Origin of the sequence: Enterovibrio norvegicus (assembly GCF_002876705.1) — a bacterium.
Classification (GTDB): Bacteria; Pseudomonadota; Gammaproteobacteria; order Enterobacterales; family Vibrionaceae; genus Enterovibrio; species Enterovibrio norvegicus_B.
The window spans coordinates 146,727-171,107 of the sequence record NZ_MDAG01000001.1 but is presented as its reverse complement, the minus strand read 5'-3'; the positions used below and the strand labels follow the sequence as shown (position 1 = coordinate 171,107).

General features: G+C 46.3%; 23 protein-coding genes. 11 read left to right on the top strand and 12 right to left on the bottom strand.

Annotated elements, in window-relative coordinates:
• The first annotated feature begins 5 nt into the window (after positions 1–5).
• From BCT27_RS25440 to BCT27_RS00840, 6 genes are all read left to right on the top strand, one after another.
• Positions 6–176: a hypothetical protein gene (locus BCT27_RS25440; RefSeq protein ID WP_157939221.1), complete on the top strand. Its 171-nt coding sequence runs from the start codon at positions 6–8 to the stop codon at positions 174–176.
• 67 nt (positions 177–243) lie between these two features.
• Positions 244–687, top strand: a complete 444-nt coding sequence (locus BCT27_RS00865; protein WP_102394759.1) for a hypothetical protein — start codon at positions 244–246, stop codon at positions 685–687.
• A 356-nt stretch (positions 688–1,043) separates the two neighbouring features.
• A complete protein-coding gene (locus tag BCT27_RS00860; protein WP_102316135.1) occupies positions 1,044–1,397 on the top strand; it encodes a VOC family protein in 354 nt (117 codons plus the stop codon).
• 127 nt (positions 1,398–1,524) lie between these two features.
• Positions 1,525–1,914, top strand: coding sequence for a hypothetical protein (locus tag BCT27_RS00855; RefSeq protein WP_102394758.1), 390 nt, complete (start codon positions 1,525–1,527; stop codon positions 1,912–1,914).
• Between the two features lie 367 nt (positions 1,915–2,281).
• Complete coding sequence (locus tag BCT27_RS25775) at positions 2,282–2,515, top strand: hypothetical protein (protein WP_102394757.1); 234 nt, start codon at positions 2,282–2,284, stop codon at positions 2,513–2,515.
• A 123-nt stretch (positions 2,516–2,638) separates the two neighbouring features.
• Entirely contained in the window at positions 2,639–3,124 is a 486-nt protein-coding gene (locus BCT27_RS00840; RefSeq protein WP_102392371.1) for a GNAT family N-acetyltransferase, read from the top strand.
• Between the two features lie 121 nt (positions 3,125–3,245).
• On the opposite strand, the gene BCT27_RS00835 is transcribed toward BCT27_RS00840, so the two are convergent.
• Positions 3,246–4,274 (bottom strand): methionine synthase, encoded by a 1,029-nt coding sequence (locus BCT27_RS00835; RefSeq protein ID WP_198597489.1) that lies wholly within the window; start codon positions 4,272–4,274, stop codon positions 3,246–3,248.
• A gap of 28 nt (positions 4,275–4,302) precedes the next feature.
• A complete protein-coding gene (locus BCT27_RS00830; RefSeq protein ID WP_102316130.1) occupies positions 4,303–5,280 on the bottom strand; it encodes a DUF1852 domain-containing protein in 978 nt (325 codons plus the stop codon).
• Between the two features lie 331 nt (positions 5,281–5,611).
• Between BCT27_RS00830 and BCT27_RS00825 the strand changes: the two genes are divergently transcribed.
• A complete protein-coding gene (locus tag BCT27_RS00825; protein ID WP_102394756.1) occupies positions 5,612–6,424 on the top strand; it encodes a sulfite exporter TauE/SafE family protein in 813 nt (270 codons plus the stop codon).
• Between the two features lie 94 nt (positions 6,425–6,518).
• On the opposite strand, the gene BCT27_RS00820 is transcribed toward BCT27_RS00825, so the two are convergent.
• Together BCT27_RS00820 and BCT27_RS00815 are read right to left on the bottom strand one after the other, a co-directional pair.
• A complete protein-coding gene (locus BCT27_RS00820) occupies positions 6,519–6,854 on the bottom strand; it encodes a zinc ribbon domain-containing protein YjdM (RefSeq protein ID WP_017014763.1) in 336 nt (111 codons plus the stop codon).
• A gap of 209 nt (positions 6,855–7,063) precedes the next feature.
• Entirely contained in the window at positions 7,064–7,330 is a 267-nt protein-coding gene (locus tag BCT27_RS00815; RefSeq protein WP_102394755.1) for a putative hemolysin, read from the bottom strand.
• Positions 7,331–7,632: 302 nt separating this feature from the next.
• Between BCT27_RS00815 and BCT27_RS00810 the strand changes: the two genes are divergently transcribed.
• Positions 7,633–9,180 (top strand): methyl-accepting chemotaxis protein, encoded by a 1,548-nt coding sequence (locus BCT27_RS00810; protein WP_102316127.1) that lies wholly within the window; start codon positions 7,633–7,635, stop codon positions 9,178–9,180.
• A 109-nt stretch (positions 9,181–9,289) separates the two neighbouring features.
• On the opposite strand, the gene BCT27_RS00805 is transcribed toward BCT27_RS00810, so the two are convergent.
• Together BCT27_RS00805 and BCT27_RS00800 are read right to left on the bottom strand one after the other, a co-directional pair.
• A complete protein-coding gene (locus BCT27_RS00805) occupies positions 9,290–10,894 on the bottom strand; it encodes a hypothetical protein (RefSeq protein WP_102394754.1) in 1,605 nt (534 codons plus the stop codon).
• Positions 10,895–11,110: 216 nt separating this feature from the next.
• Entirely contained in the window at positions 11,111–12,244 is a 1,134-nt protein-coding gene (locus tag BCT27_RS00800; RefSeq protein ID WP_102394753.1) for a patatin-like phospholipase family protein, read from the bottom strand.
• Between the two features lie 363 nt (positions 12,245–12,607).
• On the opposite strand from BCT27_RS00800, the gene speB reads away from it, so the two are divergent.
• Positions 12,608–13,528: an agmatinase gene (gene speB, locus BCT27_RS00795; protein ID WP_102392377.1), complete on the top strand. Its 921-nt coding sequence runs from the start codon at positions 12,608–12,610 to the stop codon at positions 13,526–13,528.
• A 20-nt stretch (positions 13,529–13,548) separates the two neighbouring features.
• Here speB and BCT27_RS00790 read toward each other — a convergent pair whose 3' ends face one another.
• Positions 13,549–14,436 carry an alpha/beta fold hydrolase gene (locus BCT27_RS00790; protein ID WP_102316123.1) on the bottom strand — a complete coding sequence of 296 codons (888 nt, stop codon included), beginning with the start codon at positions 14,434–14,436 and terminating at the stop codon, positions 13,549–13,551.
• Positions 14,437–14,685: 249 nt separating this feature from the next.
• Between BCT27_RS00790 and BCT27_RS00785 the strand changes: the two genes are divergently transcribed.
• Together BCT27_RS00785 and BCT27_RS00780 are read left to right on the top strand one after the other, a co-directional pair.
• A complete protein-coding gene (locus BCT27_RS00785) occupies positions 14,686–15,168 on the top strand; it encodes a 2-thiouracil desulfurase family protein (protein ID WP_198597486.1) in 483 nt (160 codons plus the stop codon).
• 535 nt (positions 15,169–15,703) lie between these two features.
• Positions 15,704–16,744 carry a LacI family DNA-binding transcriptional regulator gene (locus BCT27_RS00780; RefSeq protein WP_102394752.1) on the top strand — a complete coding sequence of 347 codons (1,041 nt, stop codon included), beginning with the start codon at positions 15,704–15,706 and terminating at the stop codon, positions 16,742–16,744.
• Between the two features lie 81 nt (positions 16,745–16,825).
• Here the strand turns inward: BCT27_RS00780 and BCT27_RS00775 are convergent, their stop codons facing one another.
• From BCT27_RS00775 to BCT27_RS00755, 5 genes are read right to left on the bottom strand one after another with little or no spacing between them, the layout of a single operon-like run.
• A complete protein-coding gene (locus BCT27_RS00775; protein WP_102394751.1) occupies positions 16,826–20,281 on the bottom strand; it encodes a hypothetical protein in 3,456 nt (1,151 codons plus the stop codon).
• A 47-nt stretch (positions 20,282–20,328) separates the two neighbouring features.
• Positions 20,329–21,318: an ABC transporter ATP-binding protein gene (locus BCT27_RS00770; RefSeq protein WP_017014772.1), complete on the bottom strand. Its 990-nt coding sequence runs from the start codon at positions 21,316–21,318 to the stop codon at positions 20,329–20,331.
• Between the two features lie 18 nt (positions 21,319–21,336).
• Positions 21,337–22,323: an ABC transporter ATP-binding protein gene (locus tag BCT27_RS00765; RefSeq protein WP_017012327.1), complete on the bottom strand. Its 987-nt coding sequence runs from the start codon at positions 22,321–22,323 to the stop codon at positions 21,337–21,339.
• Positions 22,323–23,330, bottom strand: a complete 1,008-nt coding sequence (locus BCT27_RS00760) for an ABC transporter permease (protein ID WP_102316119.1) — start codon at positions 23,328–23,330, stop codon at positions 22,323–22,325. The genes BCT27_RS00765 and BCT27_RS00760 overlap by 1 nt, the downstream gene beginning before the upstream one ends.
• 10 nt (positions 23,331–23,340) lie before the next feature.
• Positions 23,341–24,315 carry an ABC transporter permease gene (locus BCT27_RS00755; protein WP_026024759.1) on the bottom strand — a complete coding sequence of 325 codons (975 nt, stop codon included), beginning with the start codon at positions 24,313–24,315 and terminating at the stop codon, positions 23,341–23,343.
• Positions 24,316–24,381 lie beyond the last annotated feature (66 nt).

The window sequence follows — 24,381 nt, the reverse complement described above, 5'->3', positions numbered from 1 at the left end:
CAACAATGGACTGTCAAAAGTCACTTCAAATTTTAATCGTTTGGCTTGTACCTTTAATTGCCTCTATAAGCTTTTGGCTGTTTCATAAAAACCAAGATGATGACAACAAACCGGGCGGAGGTAAGTTTGGTGGTGGTTCTAATGACAGCATTGGCGTCTCAAGTTCAGGTGATTAAGTTGTATAACAAGGGTTTTTAAGGCAGACGAAAAAACGACTTTATATGCCTTATGGATTACAAATAAATGGCAAGGATCCGATATTATCTAGGCTCAAATGATTTGGAAGCTGATATAGATATAGAGTTAGAGCTATGTTGCGGTGGTATAGGTAATGGGTATCAAATTTTTAGTTGTGGCGTCAAAGTATGCGATGTTAAATATGGTCGTGTATTTTTCCTCAATGATTGCTTGAATAGAGTTTCCCTGAATTGGAGAAAATCTGCATGGGTACTTGGTGGGAAATCTCAGACAAAAATAGAACTAATAGTACAAGGCTCGTCCTACTATTTTGAAGGTGGCGAGGTTGCGAAAATTAAATTTGGCGGCTCTATTTTTCGTTCAATTTTTGAGCTTTTAAGAGGTAATGGTTGGATAGAACCAAGGGTTTACCATGAAATCTACTTCGATGAAGCACTAATACTTCCGGAGTATGCTCTAAGTATATTAGTTGTAGATACTGAGTCTTAGAGAAAAGCTGATGTGATTGAATTATACCTCCCAAAAAAAACTTCGCGGTTTTAGTTTTAACTAGCTGCGCTCAAAAAATAAAAAAGTTCCGTTTTTTGGGGGGGTAACTAAAGTAGGGTGTTGGATCGCTTAATCAGTTGATTCTATTCAGCTCAAGCTTTGGCAAGCTAAATCTATATTCCATAGCAGGATGTTTGAATAAAGTGTCTATTTATCGATATTTAGTGGTTAACAAGGTCATGAATGGGACACCTTGCCAATCTCGAAGCGGTGGAAAAATGCTTTAATTCATTAGCTTGATCAGGTTAAGTGCGGAAAGCATCTGCTGTACCAACGTTCTATTACGAGTAAGAGCCATGATTCCAGTAGCAATACTTATCCATGTTCCAAACATCAGTGAAGGGCTCAAGTGGTATCAAAAAGCGTTTCCTGAAGCGGCATGTGTTTATTACTCAGAGTCAGATTTTACGGCGCTTGAGATAAACGACATTAGCTTGGAGATAGTTCAGGCAGATGAAAAAGTATCAGCAGGAAAAAAAGGTACCGTTGTCTATTGGTTAGTTGAAAATTTCTCTGACCAGCTTTCAAGACTTGAAGAGCTCGGAGCTAAGTTGTATCGGGGTCCAATGGAAATTGAAAACGGTCTAACAATGTGCCAGTTAGAAGATCCTTTTGGTAACTTAATTGGCTTACGTGGAAAAGTTACATAGCAAGGCTAATAGCGGGATGCTTTGTCACTTCATAAGCTTATCAAAGTGTCATTAACATAATGAATGAAAATTTCATGCGGATAATTTATCACGTCCCAATATCACCACGTCAACGCCAAGGAAAGAAATGGATAGTTCAGAAAAAATATTGCACCTAATACGACTTGCTTCGAACTCGCTTAGCTCTACTGGGCCACTTTATCGAAATGTTGAAGGTCTAGACAAAGAGGTGATGTTGAAAGCAGTAGGTAAAGCTTTATCAAGCATATTTGAAATTGACGATGCTATCTGCAAACTACGGCCTGCACTTACTGCAGACCAATGGAAACTTATAAATCAAGACAAAGACGCATTTGACGCTGAGTTTGAGAAACTAGATGCAGCAATGGAAGTAGAAGCATCAGGAAATTTAGGCACGGCTCAGGCTTTATTTTCTGACATAGAGAGTTCGTCACAAATTGAAGATAATCGAATAAGGGCCCAAGCAAGTTTGTATCGTATTCAGACGAAGCGTTAACATGACAAAGCATGTAGACATGGCGAAACTGCCAACCTCACAGCACCTAAAGGATGAAAAATGAAGGCCAATGAATGGCTTCCTAATCTCGAAGAAAGTGTTTTTTCTCGAAGTTACCTCGTGACACTGGGTGGAGTTTTTATTTCCATATCAAGCTTTGTATTCACTTCTTGGGGTTTAGCCGAATTGGTCGGACTCATCATTTTACTGTTGCTCGCTCTCCTTGGGCTGTGTTGTCTTTATATCGGATTTTTCGCTTCGTCAAAAAGAGCCATTGCATGGGCAATGGTTTCAAAGCATATATTTTATTAGATTAAGCGCGGGGAAGCGCCCATCATCACTGCATTAGTATTCAGGAGGAAAATTAATGCTTCATCAGACCGACAATTATCGGTGTTCAGCGTGCCACACAATGTCTAAACACATTACGGTATTGATCAGAAACCCAAGCCCTTTCGCGGGGGGAAAAAATCAAAAACGCAAAGAGTTTATTGCTGGTCTAATAAAAGGTTGGGCAGTAGGCCCATTTCTAGCGTCAATGGATGAGTTTTCTCGTCATACAATTTGTGAAAATTGCGGTATCAAAACGATCGAGAATTGACGTGTGTTTTGCATTCAAATTCGGCTGAATCACGGCGTTGGGAGATGGAATCTCCCTTTTACTATGAAGACGACAGTCGCTACGTTGCGTCAGCTGCATTTCGAAAAACAGAAAGGAGTTAAAATGTACACCATTCGTCAAGCAACGAAAGACGACGTAAACCGCATGGCGCAAATAGAAGCTGTTTGTTTTTCTGAGGCCGAAGCTGCGCCGCTCGCGTCCTTTCAAAAACGTTTTGCTGCCTTTCCTGAATGCTTCTTCGTTCTAGAGGTTGATGATGTTGTGGTGGGGCATATTAATGGTTGTATTTACAGCAAACCAGAGCTTCCAGATGTCCTTTACTCAGACCCCAGCCTGCACTGCCCTGACGGCGCATACCAAACCGTATTTGGGTTGGCAATTGACCCTCAGCACCAAAAAAAAGGTTACGCCTCAGTATTAACCAAGCACTTCATTGACGTTAGCAGGGCTAACAACCGCGAAGGAATAGTGCTTACGTGCAAAGATCATCTTGTCAAATTCTACCAAAGTCTTGGATTTTCTCTTAAAGGGGTTTCCGCTTCAAGTCACGGCGGAGCCAAATGGAACGACATGGTATTAACATTTTAAGCTGGGGTTCTTGCAAGCTGTAAGCGAACCCAGAAAATGCATCAAAAGCACTGTAAAAATCCGCTTCATGGACTTGAACCCCAAGGTCCAAGCCCAACCATTCTCATCGCTCTCTTCCTTTCTAAAGAGAAAGTTCTTTGCGAATAATCTCTGCGCCCGCATTAAGTGCCTTTAACTTCGCGTTTGCGACATCATGAGATAAAGGCGCCATGCCGCAGTTGGTACAAGGATAAAGATTTTCTGCATCAACAAACTTGAGGGCTTTTCGTAAGGTTTCCGCGACTTCTTCAGGTGTCTCGATGGTGTTCGTTGCGACATCAATCGCCCCTACCATCACTTTCTTACCGCGAATAAGCTCAAGTAGCTCAATCGGCACACGGGAGTTGTGGCACTCGAGAGAGATAATATCGATATTGGATTTTTGTAGCTTAGGGAAGATTTCTTCATATTGTCGCCACTCTGATCCCAACGTCTTCTTCCAATCTGTGTTGGCTTTGATGCCATAGCCATAGCAAATGTGGACGGCGGTTTCGCATTTAAGCCCTTCAATGGCGCGTTCTAAGGTGGCTATCCCCCAATCATTGACCTCATCAAAGAAGACATTAAATGCCGGCTCATCAAATTGAATAATATCGACGCCAGCCGCCTCTAGCTCTTTTGCTTCTTGATTGAGGATTTTGGCAAATTCCCACGCGAGTTTTTCACGGCTTTTATAGTGCGCATCATAAAGTGTATCGATCATGGTCATCGGGCCAGGCAACGCCCACTTTATCGGTTGCTTGGTTTGTTGACGTAAGAACTTGGCATCTTCAACAAAAATAGGTTTCTGCCGGCTCACAGCCCCCACGACAGTCGGTACACTTGCATCGTAACGATCACGAATTTTAACGGTTTCACGTTTTTCAAAATCAACGCCATTAAGGTGCTCAATGAATGTCGTCACGAAGTGTTGGCGTGTTTGTTCGCCGTCACTGACAATATCAACCCCGGCGTGCTGTTGCTCTTGCAATGACAAACGTAGCGCATCGTGTTTGCCCTGCGCTAACTCCTCATCTTGTAATTTCCAAGGAGACCAAAGTGTCTCGGGTTGTGCCAGCCATAAGGGTTTAGGCAAGCTGCCCGCGGTCGAAGTAGGTAATAATTTTTTCATCATAAATTCTGCTATCTAATAGGGTGGCTTACAACGCGTATTGCGCAGACCAATTTTCAAGAATTGATTGGTACGGCTTTATGAAGTGTTCTTCTGCAAACTTGCCTTGCTCAATGGCCAACTGACCACGTTCTTCACGGTCATAAACAATCTGAGTGAGTGAATGATCTGAGTTTTTCAAATTGGGTTGGTAGCACTTCCCTGCGACGGCATTGGCATTGTAGATCTCAGGTCGGTAGATTTTCTGGAATGTTCCCATCGTGCTGATGGTGCTGATGAGCTCAAGATTGGTGTAATCATTGAGTAAATCTCCCACAAAATAAAATGCCAAAGGCGCGACGCTGTTAGGCGGCATGAAATAGCGCACCTGCAACCCCATTTTTTTGAAATATTGCTCAGTCAAAGAAGAACCATTAGGTTGATATTCAAAACCTAAAACAGGGTGTTGATTTTCAGTACACTGGTACGTTTTATTATCAGACACACTGAGGCATATAACCGGTGCCTTACTGAAATTCTGCTTGTACACATTAGAATTTAAAAAGTACTTAAAAAGCTTTCCATGTAACTCGCCAAAATTGTCAGGAATGCTGAATGCTTGTTTGTTTTTATTATGTTCCAACAAAAGCACGCTGAAATCGTAATCTCGTACGTAAGAGGAAAAATTATTCCCAACAATGCCTTCAATACGCTCATTGGTTTTATGGTCGACAATATTTGTCTTCAATATTTCTATTGATGGAAAGGCTTGACCGCGGCTTTCAATGTCCATATCAACGGAAATGATTTCAAGCTCTACCGAGTAACGATCACCTTTGGCGTTGTCCCAGTGCGCCAAAGCATTAAAGCTATTATCAATCATTTTCAGTGCGTTACGCAGGTTCTCTTGACGACTACTCCCCCTTGCTAAGTTGGCGAAGTTAGTCGTGATTCTCGTGCTATCCGAAGGGTGATAATTTTCATCGAGGCAAATGCTCTTAATCGTAAATGTAAATTCTTTATTCATTGTAATTTGACACCCATTCTTTAACAAACAACCTGATTTCATTCCCTTCTAAAACGTCTCGCTTCTTAGCTATTCATGGCTGAAAGGAATCATGATATTTGCTTATAACCCACCACAAAAAAGTGGTCATATTTATCAAGGCTAATAGCAGAATCTATTTTATACGTGTTTAAAAATGGGATTAACAATGGTTTTACTTCACACTCATCATGAGAAATATTCATGTTCTATTTTATTTGAAAATCTATCCAACGGTCGGTTATATTCACAACCCAAGTGCAGACACGCTGCATTTATTCCATATTTCATCCCCTATTAAGAAGTGAACCGAATGAGTGAATTGCTATTGTTGTTTATATACTGCGCGCTACTAGGCAGTGGTGTTGGTTTTTTAGCAGGATTGTTAGGTATTGGCGGAGGGTTAGTTATTGTCCCCGTACTGAGCAGCATTTTACTTCATTTCGCCATTTTACCTTCTGATCAGATCGTCATCGTTGCTATCGCAACGTCTTTGGCTTCAATTTTGTTCACGTCTACATCTTCCGCACTCGCACACCACAAGAACGGGAATGTGCCGTGGGATTTGGCCCCATGGATAATGACGGGCGTGGCCATTGGAGCACTGATCAGCGGATTTATGGCTGCCCTGCTACCAGAGAGTGTGGTGCGTTTAGTCTTCGCCGTGAGCGTGGTGCTCATCGCATTGAAAATGTTTTATAGCAGCCGTAAAAGTGATGTTCCCAACGAGCGTCAGATACCTAACAAGGGCTTGTTAACCTTCCTAACGACAATCACTGGTGGGTTATCTGCAATGATAGGTATCGGTGGCGGTGCGCTCTTGGTTCCTCTTTTGACATTCTTTTCACTTGATATGAAAAAAGCCATTGGGTGCGCCTCGGCATGCGGCATTGTTATCGCCTTATTTGGCTCGGTAGGTTACATCAGTTCGGGAAGTGCGCATTTTGCTCTAACGGATGGGTATTTGGGGTTTGTCTACCTACCGGCTTTATTCGGTATTGTTTGCACGTCTTGGTTTACTGCGCCTTTGGGAGCAAAAGCAACACATCACCTACCTGTGCCGATTATTAAGAAAGTCTTCGCGGTATTATTGTTGGTTATGGCAATCAATATGTTGACGAGCTAACGCAAAGCCCAGAATTTTGACAATAAAAAACCGCGCTCAACGGCGCGGTTCTTTGCATATCGTCTAAATGACAACATGGTGTGATAAAGGTGAATTACACCTTCTTCACGAATTCCGATTTCAGTTTCATCGCACCAACGCCGTCGATTTTACAATCGATGTCGTGGTCGCCATCCACAAGGCGGATGTTTTTCACTTTGGTGCCCACTTTAACAACCAGTGAAGAACCTTTCACTTTCAGGTCTTTGATAACCGTTACAGTGTCGCCATCTTGAAGAACGTTGCCGTTCGAATCTTTGATGATTTTTACGTCGTCAGCATCTGCAGATGCATCTTGAGACCACTCGTGACCACACTCTGGGCATACGTATAGCGCGCCATCTTCATAAGTGTATTCTGAGTTGCACTGTGGGCAATTTGGTAAAGACATGTTTTATTACCTCGGTTGGGATGGGTAAAGACGCGCTAGTCTAAACCAAAGGCTGACACTCGCATATAGCCAAATGTGATATAGGCACACTATTTAAGTGGAAACGCTTCTATCACCAATCCCCATTAACCAAAACACTCTCACCACCCAACCAGTAACACCGCAAATAGCAACAACCATTACGGTTTTTTCACATCAATCTACGGTGCCTACTTCGTATTGTCGCCGTGGTTATTTCGGTATAACGTCCACTCTTCGACGACAGTGCCATCAGGAAGATGACACATACTCATTACGTTGCCTTCTTCGTCTTTTCGTGTCTCCGATGTGCCCCCAACACTGTCGCAATATACCGAGGCAGGGTTAGCCATGTTTAATGGCGGATTTGAAGAGGCGCTATCTTCAGTCCCGCTGCATCCCGTCACTAGGAAAACCAACGCCATCGTTAAAAAGCCAGCCATTTTGTATTTCTTCATTCTTGAATTCCTATGTTGTTGAGAGAGCAAAATACGGAGTAGGCACGCTAATCACTCTGCCTATTTTTACCAACAAAAAATATTTCATTTAGCTGTTATGTCTCACTATCAAACTATATGTATAAAAAATGAGCAAAACCGTTGTCCATTGCTAGACTAAACGCAGTATTTACTCACTATTTTAGTCATTTAACGAACAGTAGAGGACAACATTCATGAGAGCCCTTTCAATACGGCAACGGTTATCTCTTATCATTGTAATATCGGTATTGTCGTTAATTTCAGTCACCATAGTCTCTCTCATGCTCAAACACGAGAACATGTTGGATGAGAGAAAAAACCAAATTCAGGTGCTTGTTGAAACCGCCGAAACGCTGGTTACCAAACTCCACCAGCAAGCGCTAGCAGGTGACATCTCTATGGAAGACGCCAAACAGCGTGCCATTAGTGCTTTAGATGCCATGCGCTACGGTGATAACGGCTATTTCATGATTTATGACATGAACTCAACCATGGTTCATCACCCTATCACTGCCAGCCTTATCGGCAGAGACCTCAAATCTCTTCAAGACGTCAATGGTGTTTACATCATTCGTGAACAAGTCGATATGGCTAAAAACGGTGGCGGCTTTGTCGCCTACCACTGGAAAAAGACAGGATCAGATGAAACGCCCTACCCTAAAATCGCTTATTCACTTCCTTTTGCGCCGTGGGGCTGGGTGCTAAACACTGGGTTGTATGTCGATGACTTGGACGCAACTTTTTATCAAGACGTACAACGTTTGCTGCTTCTGGTTGCCCTGATCGCACTGATGCTTATCGGTCTATCTATTACCATTGCCCGCAGTATCACTTCGCCGTTAAACCGTTTAAAAACACTGTTACAAACCGCAGAGGTAAACCTCGATTTGACGGTTCGTTCTCGTCTAAACGGAAATAATGAAATTACTGATTTGGGGCGCGCATTTAACAATCTCATGAACGCATTTGAAGAAACGTTACGTGGCATATCACAAGGTGCTAATCAGCTGAATCAGGAAGTTTCTAAGCTCGAAAACCTTTCTGATCACATTGTTGGGGCATCAACCCAGCAATCGCAAGATACAGGCAGCATTGCTGCCTTGGTTGAACAGTTTGCTGAGAGCATCAACGTCATTTCTCACGATGCAGATAAGATGAAATCGCTGTCTAACGAAAGTGGTGTGCAAGCGAAGCAAGGCGCCTCCACCATGCGCGCAACCATTTCTAACATGGATCAGATGTCAGAAAAGTCTCAGCGTTCAAGCTCTGCAGTGTCTGAGCTGGATCATCACTCTAAAGAGATTGAAGGCATTATCAGCGTGATTAACGACGTAGCAGAACAAACCAACCTACTAGCCCTAAACGCAGCCATTGAAGCCGCTCGCGCGGGCGACCAAGGGCGAGGATTTGCTGTCGTGGCGGATGAGGTAAGAAATCTCGCAGTAAGAACGTCAGATTCTACAAAACAAATAGCCTCGACGATTCAGGAACTTCGAACAGGCATCGAAACCACCGTCGGTCATATTGAAGAAAGCGTGACCGTGGTGAACAGCAACATGTCGCAAACCCATGAAGCAGAACAACGCGTTCGCGAGATGCACCAAATGTCGCAGGATCTTATTCACATCATCGACGATGTTTCTGGTGCTTTGCATGAACAATCTAGCGCAAACCGCGAGCTTGCCAATCGTATCCAACATATCGCAGACATGGCATCAAATAACCACCGCTCCGCATCTGACGTTCAAGGGTCTGCGCGAGAGGTAAATGGTTTGGTCAGTAAATTCAACCAATCTGTAAGTCGATTTAAGATTTCACAAACGATTTAAAACGAAACCTCACAACAAAATAGCCCCTTCATGGGGCTTTTTTGTTGTAAGCGACGTTATGTCTCTTATGTGTCGCAACATGGTGTTCATTGCGCGAAGGATTACGTTATCACATTGCGCCTTTATCGATATCTTTATAGAGGCGTTTAGCGCGAGATCTTGCCCAAAAACACCCCCCCATCGACAAGGCACCGAAACCCGTTGTTGCCAGGGCAACGATCCAAAAATAATCCCAGGGCGTCACTTGCAACATTATTTTCTCATGCTCCCTTTGTACCTCGATAATCCTATCAAGGTCTTCCGCATTTGAGAGGATGATGTCGCCGTGCAGGTCAGTAAACATCGGCGATGCCATGCGTTTCGATTCAATATCGACTGAGTTGAAATAACACAAAGGGGCTTTGAATTTGCATATTCGCGTCTTTAGCAAATACGGGGATTCCACTTGGTGAATACTGGGTTTCGGGATCAGCGCCTCGACAAATTCTTCGCTCACAGAATGACTCCAGCCTTGCGCATACATCTGCTGTTCAAGCGTGCTATCACTGAGCATCATGATCGTGTTTTTTACGCTAGCGCGAACTGAAAGCGAACGTCGCGAACTCCTTTCGATAATGGCGAGCAATTTGTTTCGATAACCGTCAATTGCCGATTTGTTCTTCACTGTGTTTCGCTCGCCAATCACCACGTCTGGAAAGGTGCTTGCCATTCGATGAATCAACCAGTACTCATCAACTGAAAGAATAAATGACGTATAGGGCGGCTGATTTTGACTGACTGTTACATAGTTAAACGCTTCACCAACAAAGGCTAAGGTGCCGAATTCAGGATGCGGCGTTAACCGGGGTAGGTCACGTTCAGCCAGTTGGCTTGCATCTAAGGTTGTTTTCATGCCCAACTGAGCACTCATCCCATAGAGTTCACGCTCTAAAACACTGCCCTGCCCCGCGCGATCATCCTCCAGTATTGAAACGTAAATCCATAAAAAGACACTGAGAATAAGCGCGCCAAGGCCAACAGCCGAGACAAAAGGATCGCTTTTTACCGCGCCAACGCCATACTGCGCATCTTGTTCAACGCTACGTGGTTTAGCTTCAAGTACAAAATATCTTGGATCAGCAAAAACAGAGTCCAATCTTTGACTGCTCTCAGTTGACCACATTTTGATTCTAATGGTCTCTCCGGTTGCATCGGCAAACTTAACGACCCGAAATGTGACAACATTGCTCTGCATTCCCGACTGCTGAATGATGCTGTCTATCGAGACAGCCCAATGCTCTGGGAACTCAATAAGTTCATTTCCAATCGTCCATAAATTGTCCGCGTCCTGTGTCTCGTGAATGCGGGTTCCCCAAAAACCGGTGACGTCAACGACACTGATATTGTCTAGCGACAACCAAAATGACATGGACAACGCCGTTTTATAATCCGCACGATTTGGAAGAATAACGATGCTGCATAACAAAAAGGGAAGGGTGAAAAAAAAGCAACTTAAAACAGAGAGTCCATCCGACGCGGTTTCCTCAATACCGATTAGAAAAAAAGGCGTTGAGATAAGGAAAATAAACACCGTTGGCATTGCAAACCACATAAGAAGCTTCAAACTTCTAAGTCGAATCTTACGCTTCAAATATTTTTTTTCCGCCTCGGATAAGCGAAAGTCACCGTGCTCTCTTGGAGCACTTGTCAGATATACCGTGAAACTGTCCTTCATTTACACCCTTCCTTCATTCCATCCGGCAACCCGCTGATCTCCATTCAGCAGCCGAGTTTTACGTCTCAATAAACACTGAGTTCAGTAGTTTACCCATTATTCCCTCTCACCGATGAGCCCCCTCAGGTAATACTCACGTTTATCTCACTTTAGACGTAACTGTATCGACAAAAAAAGCCCCATACGGGGCTTTTTGCTGTTTTCTCAACGGGCTATCTACGACACTTTCTTCAACGTGCTCTTGCTCGCTTTTAACCAACTTCCATCTTTGGTACGACGGTGGAAATGCGCGGGGAGCCCTTCGTTTTCCTGCGTCCAAGGAGAGGCTTCTAACGCCTGTTTCATGTCTTCGTAACCTGCATCACTGCGTAAACGAATCGAACGTCGTGAAAACTCGGTATCGCTCATCGGGTTATGGCCCGCAAGTGGTTCAAATGTGATGTGCACAATATCGATTTTAGGGCCGTCTTTTAAACTGGTAATGTCTGGCACCTGCTTGCTGTCCACAACTTCTGGCGTGCGAGCAAGCAATTGGTCCAAGTTCTTCTGGGCAATTAGGGCTTCAATGTGCGCGCAGGTTCGGCTCGCATACTGGATTTCTTTTTCTCGCCACAGCACTTCGCTCATGGTCTTAGGCAATTCACCGTTGGCGTTCCAAAGATCGACCATGAATATCAATAGATCATCGTCTTTCGCCAAGTCCAAAATGCCGTTCAACGGTGTGTTTGATACCACACCGCCATCCCAGTAATGGTCATCCCCTATCTGTGTCGCAGGAAAACCTGGCGGTAAAGAGCCGCTGGCAACAGGGTGCGCGGCAGTGAGCGTGTCAGATTCACTGTCAAAGAAAACCAATTCCCCGTCAGTCACACGCGTCGCACCGACTGTAAGCCTCACTTGGTTGCTATTGATCAGGTCAAAATCCACCAACTCGTTGAGCGTCGAAAACAACGGTGTTGTGTCGTAGAAACTGGTGGCTGCCTCACCCGGCGCTGCTACCCAAGGGCTAATAGCACGTGGGACGAAAAAGTCAGGCTGACCGAAAGTAAGTGCTTGAGAAACGCTCACCATATTGAAGCTTGCAGCCATTGAAGGTAAAAGCAGTGCATCGGTGCCGGGTCGGGAAATTCGCTGCCAAAAGGCGTTCAGTTTCTCTAAACGTTGCTCTGGCGCATTGCCCGCTAACACTGCTGCATTCAACGCACCAATGGAAATGCCTGCAAACCAATCAGGTGTGAACCCAGCTTCCTCTAGCGCTTTATACGCGCCGATATGATACGCACCCAACGCGCCCCCGCCTTGCAGCACTAAACATACCTTTGGCTTCTTCTTTGCTCGAGACCTTGCCATATTTACACCCTCAATTGTCGATAGTCGGAATAGATAACCTTTCCTGTATAGGCCAAAAATTAAGGCATTACTGTTAAGTTATTCGGTCATATCAAAACAAACCAACACCTATCACATCGAAGGTTTAAACATTGCAAAATTCACGTCTCTCTTACATGTGATGCTGTTCTGCTGCATAGAAAAGCCCTTCATTCTCAATCCATCTATTCATCGGTTACCGCCCGACAAGTGACGCTCCCTTCAACGCAGGTTCTTGAGAGTGTTTGCGTAAAGATCTTATTCTCGAAAAAATCATTGATAAAAATGTCAGCTAAAATCTTTGATTCACGATCAATGAAATGACAACACGCGAGAGTCATGGCTATGGAAAATATATTCGATCGAAAAGATGATTCCCTTTATTCGAATGCTTACTCCTTTCTTCGCTTACCCATGGTGCAAGATCCGACAAAAGTAGACGCGGATGTTGTTGTGCTGGGCATGCCCTACGACATGGCCACAACGGGGCGTTCTGGCGCGCGTTTGGGCCCTGACGCTGTCCGTCGTGCCTCCGTCAATTTGGCATGGGAGGGTCATCGCTATCCGTGGCCATTTGATTTACGTGAACGCTGCAACATCGTCGATGCTGGCGACCTGATTTTTGCCTGTGGGGATAGCGAGGATTTTTGCAATACAGCAGCAAGCGCTGCCTCTAAAATATTGGCATCTGGTAAGACGTTACTTTCACTCGGCGGAGACCATTTCATTACTCTCCCACTGCTTCGAGCGCATCATGATAAACACGGTGTGATGGCGTTGATTCATTTCGATGCGCATACCGATACTTATAGCCAAGGCAGCAGATATGACCACGGCACCATGTTCTACCATGCCCCCAAAGAAGGGCTGATCGATGCAAACAAATCAGTTCAAATTGGTATTCGTACTGACTATGAAAAAGACGGTCACGGTTTCAATGTAATTTGTGCAGAAGCCGCCAATGATATGACCCCTGATGACATTGCCATCCACATCAAAGCGATCGTGGGAGACATGCCGGTTTATATCACGTTCGACATTGATTGCCTCGACCCAGCATATGCCCCAGGAACGGGTACACCGGTGGTGGGCGGCATTACGTCAGACAAAGCACTGCGCATCTTGAGAGGGTTATTAGGCATTAACCTGGTGGGGATGGATGTGGTGGAAGTCAGCCCGCCGTTTGACAACTCGGAAATCACTGCGCTCGCAGGCGCAACGATTGCCACTGAACTGTTGCACCTTTGGGCATCAAGCCAACACTGAGTTCATGAAAGAAACGTCGGTTAGCCCGCGTCTCGTTGTTCTTCCTGCATACCGATGATGGGATGTAAATCAATAAAATGCGTCACATCATGGCGGTACGATTTGAAGAATAAGTTCGGCGCATGCCCGCACCCCAAGTAGTAATTGACAGACATGGTGGGCTGAGCTTCTCTCATGTGTTTAACAATGTCTTTTGTGAGCACATCAGAGTGCAATCCGTGCATGAGCATCAGTGGTTGCTTGAGCTTTCCGAATTGACGCCACAAGTTCATCGGCGGCGACTTCTCTGAATACGCATCCAATATTCTCGGATCGTAATGTGTTGTATAGGCACCATTGTCTAACCGACGGACAGACGCGCCGATCATGATTTGCCATTGCTCTGCGGTGTGAGACCCAAAAGGGTGATAAAGGGTTTGCAGATATTGGTAGATCTCGCTGTAACGCTTAAACGTCATGGGCGTTTTGACGTAGTTCACGATGCGTTTCAAGGCATCATCAGGCACTTCGGGGCCCACATCATTCAATATCAAAGAGCTGATACGCGATTCGTGCGTCGGGTTTGACGCAAGTAGCATACCGATAATGCCGCCCATGCTAGTGCCCACCCAGTGTGCTCGGTCACAGCAGTAAAAATCCATCAGCTTCACGGCCAAATCCACGTAATTCGCGTAGTTGTACTCTTTGGCAGGATCTTGCGCCCACTCGGAAAGGCCCCGACCTAACGTATCCGGCACCAGAACGCGATAGCCTTTGGCTGCCAAGTCTTCGCCCAACGCCATGAAATCAATACCGTTACGCGCCAAACCATGCCAACAGATAACGGTTTCCCCACCTTCGGGATTCCATGCCCTCACATGAATTTCACGGCCATTGATAACTGGATACTGCTCTAGCATTTGAGACATAGACTGGTTCCCTCCGGGTGAGTCTTAAATTATTTGACCGTATTCACGTTTTCTCAACTTTCTGAGGCAAAAAAATTCCTAAAAATGCGCTCCGATTGCGTCCGCGATAGTCAATAAATTGCTGTAGGCCTTGATTTTCCTCATCTTTGTCTCAACTAAATTATCATTAATAAGATATTTTAGTCTGACGAAAATAAGCGGTGATGGTAGTATTCCCCCACCCCAATCTGCTTTAAAAACACCTTATTCATGGAAAAAGTGTTAATCAGCGCTTGTCTACTTGGACAAAATGTTCGTTACGACGGGAACAATCTAGGTTTACAGTCTCTCTCATTTCAACGGTTGTCCGAACGGGTCGAATTCGTTGCCATTTGCCCAGAAGTTTCCGGCGGACTCCCTACGCCCCGAATACCCGCAGAAATCATTCAGGGCGTTGGATTGGGTGTCATTGAACAACGCACCCAGGTCATCACTCAGACTGGCGAAGATGTTACCGATGCATTCGTTCTTGGTGCACAGAACGCACTGGATTTGTGCAAGAGAAACAACATTCGCGCTGCAGTGTTAACGGATTCAAGCCCTTCTTGCGGCAGCAGTAAAATTTACAACGGTGAATTTGCTGGTGAGAAAATCGCAGGACACGGTGTAACAACAGCATTGCTAAGGCAACACGGCATTGCTGTATTTAGTCAATTCGAGTTAGAAAACATCATCGAATTCCTGAATAGCTAGCTTGTTACATCACATAGCTAGTGCCAAAAGCATTAGCTATTCCCATTCAAAAGCCCGACAGTCTGTACCACTTTTGAATCACAACCCTTCACCTTCATGTTCAGAATCTGCTTATTTCAGAAAGTCGCCTTTCTGGGACGATACATTTCGCTCAGATAGGTTAGAAACTACATGCATATTGAAACGGTTATTTCGAGGCAATATAGGCAAAGCGCCTCACGTTTCACGACTTGGCTGACCCTAAATGCTTTCTATTTGCAGTAAGTCACGCCATCATTAGGCGATGATTGAAATCTCGCGTTTGTACCTTCCATTCATGGTTATGCTACAAACACGAGAACATAAAGAAACTTGGCAAGGGTTTTGCCTTTGTTTGTAACCGTACGTTAAACAGTAACGTTGCCATGTTTCTTATGAAATCGAAGGACAATCAAACAGCCCACCAGCGTGAGGGAAGAGAGGGCAATGAAAGCGCTTTCAGATGAAAATAGCGTGAATCCCAGGGTTGTTTAGACTAAAGATGAAGGAAAACACATTGATCACCATTAAAGAAGTTGCGGAGCTCGCGAAAGTCTCCCAATCGACGGTATCTCGCGCCTTAAATGGTCACGAAACCGTGAAGGAGAAAAACCGCGTTAAGGTGTTTGATGCCATCGAAAAGCTTGGTTATCAACCCAATGCATTTGCACAGGCACTTGCTTCGAATCGCTCACACAGTATCGGTATGCTGGTTGGTACGTTTGATGGTCCTTACTTTGGTCCTTTGATGCACTATGTCGAAAAGGTCGTCCGTCAACAGAACTACCACCTCATTATCACCAGTGGTCACGAGCAGTACCAAGAAGAGCAAGAGTCCATCCGCTTCTTAAACGCGAAGAAAATCGATGGCCTCGTACTGACCTCAGACATGCTCAGTGATGGCGATATCCTCGATATCATTGAAATTACACCAGCCACCATGCTGATGAACCGCTATATTCCCGAAATCGCAGACCAATGTATTTGCATCGACAACGAACTTGGCGGCTTCCTCGCCACAGAACATTTGCTGCTGAATGGTCACCGCCGCATTGGTTGTGTCACTGGCCAGTTAAGCAAAATTGATAGCCGGGACCGTTTGCAAGGCTACCGAAATGCATTGAAAGAATACGGCGTGGAGTACGATCCGAATTTGGTCGTAGAAGGCCGTTTTGACCACGGTGGCAATGACACCGCTGTACGTCGATTGCTCGACAGAGACAAAAGCATGACGGCAATATTCTGTTTGAACGACAGTATCGCGCTTGCCGCTTATGGTGTTTGTCATGAATTTGGTTATCGTGTCGGCGAAGACATGTCTATTGTGGGCTTTGATAACCACACATACAGCCAATACATGACACCAAGCCTGTCTACCGTTAACTTCCCAATCAAAGAAATGGCGAAAGAAGCGGCAAAAGGTGTGCTTAATATTTTGAATGGCAAGAAAAGCACGGGGGTTGAGAACCGTCTTTCACCCAACCTGATTGAGCGAAAATCAGTGAAAAATATTGCAAGCGTTGGTCAAATCATGAAAAAAGCGAGCTTCACCGAATAACGCCTCACACGCTCAATGGACACAAAAAAACAGCCGCTATTTAGCGGCTGTTTTTATTTGCGGATGTTGTATCAGCAGAAATTACTCTGGTTGATACAGCATGCTTTCAGGCACATTCACCACAATGCGGTCGAACTCGCCAGTGCGGTCGAAGATTTGCTTACTGATCGATGCAGACAACATGTTGCCTTGAATGATGATCACATCGCCTGTCGACAGCACAAGCTCAATGCTTATTTCTTCTGCATCAGACATGCGGTATACAAAAGGTACCTGACAGTAAGTAAATGCAAGTTCACCTTTGTTAAGCTCAAGGTCAACAAGGTTGCTATCAAGCCCAACATACGTAAAGCCAACAGGCCCTTCACTGAACTCGTTTTTCAGTAGCAGTGTCGGTGCAATTTCAATCGCGCCACCGCTCACCAAAATACCCAGCTCACCGAAACGCGTCAGAATTTCTTCCTTCACCTGACCTGTCATGCCTGGCTGCTGTGCGCCTGCATTTTTTGGCGTGTGTGAATAGGGGTCAACAGGGAATGCACCATACTCTTGCGGGGCTTTGTTAAAGCCAATGCCATCACGCACACGGTAGTAGTAAGCCGCCAGTTTCTTCGTATCTTGGCTGTGTGGGTTTTCTTGCAAGCTCGTGAAGTACACTTCTTGAACAGCCAGCAAAAGCTTCGACACCATGTGCCAATAGATACAACCTAACCCTTCATAACCAAACATGGTTCCTGAACGGCCCGTAAACTCACGGTGGTTAAATACCTCTTCATAGATCTCCAACACGTTGTTGAACAACGCGTCAGTGATGTGAGGATAATCTGGACGTACGGTTTCAATCGCACGCTTCAACACACCGTCGTTTTCAAAGCTTGCATTGAAGTGGAAATGGCTACGGTTATCAACATTGATTAAGCGCGTATCGCCCACTGTGTACATTTCAGACAACAATGGATTCCCTTGAACCTTCTCTGCAGGGATCAAGTTTTTATCCATGAAGGTGCTCAGTTCACGATCTGGGTAGAGCATGAACGATTTCTGATCCGCGCGGTACATTTCGCTCTTGAACAGGCTATCGAGCAATGAAACAGCTTGCGAACTGCTTAGTGCACCCGAGCTCAGCGCCGCTACCTGCCCTTCTAGCATTGGATAGAGGTCAAGTGATGCCAGACTCTCAGAAGAGTACTGAACGACGTTGTACGCATTGTACAGGCCGTCTTCACGCTCATTGTTCAATGCACTGCGGTCTAGAAGACGCATGCTTGAATCTAACAGCGCATCGATGTCTGATTTGCTGACGGTCGTTTTTCCAGAGAAGCCGTTGTCACGGTAAACCAGACGACGGTAACGACATGCCGCTTCAACCAAGTCATTCAACAAGACACGCTTAGTTTGACGTGTAACCGTCTTGTTTTTCACTTCCGTCGACGCTTTGTGCAGGATATCTGCCGTATCAGAAAGCCATTGTGCCACTTCGGTTGATAGACGAATGGTATCCGGAGCATTGGCGAATACACCTTGCAAGAACTCAACGTAACGACGCATATAACACAACGTCACTACAGACAAGCCGTTACCAACAATGGCGTTGTTCGCATCGTTCCACTCAGGACGTTGCGTGTTCAACCAAATACCACCATCGACCACCCAGTTGCTCAATTTCGCAAGCAACGGCACAAGCAGCTTCTCTGACAAGTTAACCAGATACACTTCTTTGTCTGAATCCAACATCAAACGGCCGTCACTGCCCAATTGCTCGCTCAGCAATACCGTTCTGTCGTGAAGCGCTTGATCAAACGTCACCGTGTCTTTTGGTGTGTTGAACAGGGTGTTCGCATCACCAATACGGTACGGGACATTGGCGTAGCTGAAGATTTCGCGGGTCAGATCTTCTGACAATTGTTCAGGGTCGAAACGCTTTGACCACTCAAGGAACTTGAGCAAATAGATGATCTGATGATCGCCCCAGTAACCGATGTTGCTCCACGGGTCGTCCGCTTCAAGCACTTCCCAATCCACACCGTCTTTCGTGATGCGGTAAGGGTTGTAGCCGTCTAAGGTCGAGGCATTCACAAACTTGGTGATGAACGCGCGAATGTAGCCCGGGTAGCTCAATGCCAACGCTTCCCAGTTTTGGAATATGTCGCGCCAGTTACCTTGGTAAGACAGTAAAGGCTGGTCTTGCTTGTCCTTCACTTTGATTTCGTAGTGGTTCCACGGACGGCTAGGGTCACCATGACGACGACCGAAAGTCAGCGGTAAATACTCAAGACACAAACGCACCAACTGGATATCGTCAGATTGCTCTGCGCGTTTCACTAACTCTGCATGAGTGAATTGCTCAGGCAATGCATCGTAGAAAGATTGGTTACGCAGCACGACTTTGCCATTGGTGGCACGCGCGGTACGAAGCACATCATCACGACGCAAGGCATAACCGTTTTCAAACACACCACCGCGCATGCTGTTAAACAACACATTGGCATAATGGTGGTTACTGGTGGTTTCGCTTGCGGAGTACTGCCAGCCGTCTACTGCGCCGATCAGCGCGACCAATTCTTTACGGTTGGCTTGAATGTCATCTTCGATCAAATCAAGCAGGATACGGCCACGCGCGAGTTTCGATCGCAGCACCGCCACATCAGTGTGGTTCTTATCACTGTCTAGCACGAACAGCCAATCGTTGCTGCTGTTCGCATCTAGCGTGATGTTTTTGTTGATCATGTAAGCGCCACGTACGCCACGCGTGAGCATTTCTGGCTCTAACGCTTGGCCACGACGGAACGCGGGAAGTTGTTGGCTGCTAAGCAGTAAGGTGGATTGGTCGGAATCCACGCAGAATACGGTATTCGCTTGCAGTGACTCTGCTGGGTCAGCGCGGTCGCTCAACTTGGCGTACATAGTGAAAAGCGCCAGTGCGGTTTCCCCTACTCGCTCATTCCATTTGTACGCATCAACCAAGGCACTGCGCGTTTGCAAGGCGGCCATTGGTGCATCACAAGGCAAAATGTTTTGAAGGCCATCTAGCACTTCAACATTGCGTTGCTCGCCCCTGAGGTTAACGATTTCACAACGGCGTACAAAGCCGAAGGTGTTGCCTGTTTCCCAGCTGTATTGGAAGGAAAGCCCCAAGGTATGGTTAACTTCCTCAAACACCAATTTGTCGCCAGTGATGTTTTTGTAAAGATGGCGATTTAGGTCAAAACGGCCATCTTGTTGAACGTTGAACGGTTCCCATGTCACACGTGTTCCTTGATGATCAACACGAATAAACGTTTTTGGGCCAGTATTGTCTGCACTCTCGTGGATCATATCCACAGAACGGTAAGGAAACAGCGCGTTCTCTGGTTTACTCCGTCCTGCTGACAAGCTACCTGTGGAAGAAACGAACAACCAATGATCATTCGCCGATACGATGCTCATAAAAAAAGGCTGCATGTGATCAACATTTTCAATGCGATAAAAACGATCGCCCTGAAAATCTACAAATTGCCCGCTAACAGGAGCGTTAGCCATTTGAACATTCTGTTCCATTATTCTCGGTTCCTAAAAAGAAAGCGCTTTCTTTAACGCTAAAAAATTTAGAGGTGATGACACCTTGCAAAATGACCAGCCTGCACTTCCGTGGCCTCTGGCATTTCTTGTGTACACACCTCTGTTGCGACTGGACAACGCGACGCGTAAGGGCACCCTACGCTGCTCGGTTTCCATAGCGGTATATCACCCTTTTTGACTGAGAGTTCGCGCTTTCCTCGACGACCCACTTCCGGCACTGCTGATAGCAGAAGCTTAGAATACGGGTGCTGCGGGTTTTGCGTAACACTGTCACTATGACCCCATTCAACCATATGACCGACATACATTACTGCGGTCTTCTCGGCAAAATAGCGAGCGGTTGCGATGTCATGGGTGATATACATGAAGGCGATCCCATGTTTGTCTTTCAGATCGGCCATCAGGTTTAAAATGCCAAGACGTACAGATACGTCCAGCATTGAAATCGGTTCATCCGCCAAAATAACTTCAGGGTCGACAGCAATGGCGCGTGCAATCGCAACACGCTGACGCTGACCGCCACTTAATTCATGCGGATACTTCTGAGCCGTTTCAACCGCGGGCGATAAACCCACCAGCTCGAGCAATTCATACACCTTTTGCGACACATCACGCTTGGTCGCACGTTTGTGGATAAGCAACGGCCTGGCCACATGGTGATGAATCGTATGCACAGGGTTCAACGATCCAAAAGGGTCTTGGAAAATCATCTGAACTTGGCGTGCATATTCAAGCGCCCCGTTTTCGGATACATAATCCGCCAACGGTTTTCCCTTGAACGAAATCTTGCCTGCTGTTTCTTTATAGATGCGCGTCAAAATGCGCGCACCCGTGCTTTTTCCTGACCCTGACTCACCCACGATGGCGAGGGCTTCCCCTTTGTTCAAATCAAAGGAAACGTCATTCACAGCGCGCATCACATTCCCTTTTGAGGAATGACCAATAGCGAAATCCATCACCAGATTTTTAATCGAAAGAATCGTTTCTTTCTTGTTCATCGCTGCGCTATCGTCCATCGCTGTTCTTCTCGTCGCTTATGTTAAATGACAGGAAACGTGATGCTGAGGCCCAATGGCTTTCAGCGACGGTTCATTCTGGGTGCATGGTTCGAAGCATTTGGTACAACGCTCCTGAAAGTTACACCCCTGCGGCATGTTTAACAGGTTTACAGGGTTACCCGGGATCCCATACAAGCGCTCTTTTGGCCCATGAATGGTCGGGAACGAAGAAAGCAGCCCCTGCGTATACGGATGCTGAGGTGAATCGAACACGGTCTCAGCATCGCCAATTTCAATGATGTTGCCGGCGTACATAACACCGATGCGATCAGCAATCTCGCCCATCAAACTCAAATCATGGCTGATGAACAAAATCGAGAAGCCAAACTTGGCTTTCAGTTCATACAGCTCGTTCAAAATCTCGCGTTCTACCACCACATCAAGCGCCGTCGTAGGCTCATCCATGATGATCAATTTAGGCTCAAGTGCGAGCGCAATGGCAATCACCACACGTTGGCGCATACCACCACTTAATTGATGCGGAAACGCGGTCAATCGGTCAGGGTGAATACCCACTATTTGTAAAAGCTCCGCCCCTTTTTCGAGCGCGTGTTTCAGCGACACCTTTTTGTGCGCTTGAATCACGTCAGTGATCTGCTCACCAATCGTAATAACTGGGTTGAGCGAGTTCATGGCGCTTTGAAAAACGACAGACGCTTCATTCCAACGGAACGCACGCAACGCCTTGTCGTTCATTTTCAGAATGTCTTGACCCTTGTAGAGGATCTCCCCTTCTGAAATCAGTGCTGGCGCTTTGTGAAGACGCGAAATCGCAAACGCGAGGGTACTCTTTCCGCAACCGGATTCACCTGCAAGGCCAAGGGTTTCCCCTTCCGCTATGCTCACGCTAACGTTATTCACCGCACGGGCAATGCCGTTTGGCGAAACGTAGTCCACACAAAGATTGTTAATCTCAAGCAAAGGCGGCTTGGCGTTTGATGCCGTTTCGATGATGTCTGACATCACAGCCCCCTCTTCTTATCGACGTCTTTCTTCAGCTTGTTCCAGAGTTTAATGTGCGGCCCTGTTTTCAGCTTCGGATTACTGACTTGGTCTATCGACATGTTAATCATGGCGAACGCCCCGCCCGTGATGGCCAATGCCATGGCTGGCACTAACATTTCCCACCACGCGCCTGTGTAGAGTGCCGACGACGTTTGAGCCCAATACAACATGGAACCCCAACTGACTTCTGTCGCGTCACCCAGTCCTAAAAAGCCCAACCCTGCCTCTGAGCCCATTGCATAAATGACAGTACCCAAGAAACCGCCAAATACTATGGAAACAAGGTTGGGCAAAATCTCGACCAAAATAATGCGTATTTTCGATTCGCCCATGACTTCCGCAGAAAGGATGAATTCCTTGTTACGAATTGCCATGGTTTGTGCGCGAATAACCCTTGCTCCCCAAGGCCAGGACGTAATGCCTAGCAATATCGTGATGACGACTGACCCCACTTGCCCAAGAAAGGCGGCCAGAACAATCAACAACGGGAGTTGAGGGAATACCAAAAACACATTGGTCATAAAATTGAGTCGTTCATCAATGCGCCCACCGAAGTAGCCCGCAGACACACCCACGAGCACGGCGATGGTCATGGCGATAAGGCCAGCAGCAATTGAGACAGACAGTGTTTTTCTCGCACCGACCAAGACTTGGCTAAACACATCACGCCCACTGCGCGTGGTACCCATAATGTGTTCAGCACTTGGCGGCTGGTGTGGACGCGCCACACGCTTTTCCGCTTTGTACGGTGCAATAGCAGACGCAAACAGCGCGCCTGAAAAGACGATAGCCAGCAACAAGCCGCCGATAATGGCTGGCGGGTTGCCGTAGAAAAAGGCATAGATAGAACCAAGCATGCGCTTGAACTTTTTCATCCCCGACACCGGTTTCTGTGCCTGCATCCCCGGATCCTGCGAAGGATTCGGCGTGTTTAAATCTTGGGTATCTGTGGCGACTTTATCCATGCTGATCCCCTTAATTTGAAATGCGTGGGTCAAGCCAAACATACAAGATGTCGGCAATGAAATTGGCGGTCAGAACCGCCGTAACAAGAATCAGGAGAATCGCCTGAATCAATGGATAGTCACGCGCCACAATGCCTTTCAGCAGTACATTGCCAAGCCCTTGGTAGTTAAATACCACCTCGGTCATTATCGATCCTGCGAACGAAAAACCGATGGCCATCGCAATGGCCGTGGCAACAGGCAAAATCGCGTTACGACCGGCATAGCGACTCATCACACGCACGCTGCTCAACCCTTTGGCTTCTGCCATGGTGACGTAATCCTCACCGAGCACATTGATCATCGCGTTACGCATGTTAAATACCCATGTCGCAATACCCACTATCACCATTGAGCCCACAGGCAATATCGCGTGTTTCAACACGCTGCCGATGAATTCAAGCGTAAACCCCGGATCCAATGATGGGTCGTAGGTGTACGCCAGCGGTAACCATTCAAGTTGCAGCGCGAAAAAGTAAAACAAAAATAGCGCAGTCACGACGTACGGAAAGTTACTGATAAACGCCAGTAGCGGTGGCGCGATTTGACCAAATAGGCTCGTGCGACGGTACGATGCATACGCGCCAATGCTCACACCAATGATCAATGCAACAATCAGCGAACCCAGCGCGAGAAACAAAGTCCACGGCAACGCATTTGAAATCACTTCCGACACACTCACCGGGAACATCAATACGGATGGACCTAAATCCAAGGTGAACACGCTTTTGATGTACGCCAAGTACTGCATGAAGATGTTGCCATCAAGGAAGCCGTACATTTCACGCACAGCATCCATTTGAGCTGGATCCATTCGGCCTTGTGCAGCAGCAAACAACGCTTCAACCGGATCGCCAGGCATTAAACGCGGCAACATAAAGTTGAACGTAATAGCAATGAAGAAGGCGGTGAAATAAAACATGAACCGCCGAAATAAAAATGACATCGCTTTGCTCCTCACAGGTGCGCGTTTAAAAGCGCACCCAAGTTCCTATCCAGAATACGTCTGCCT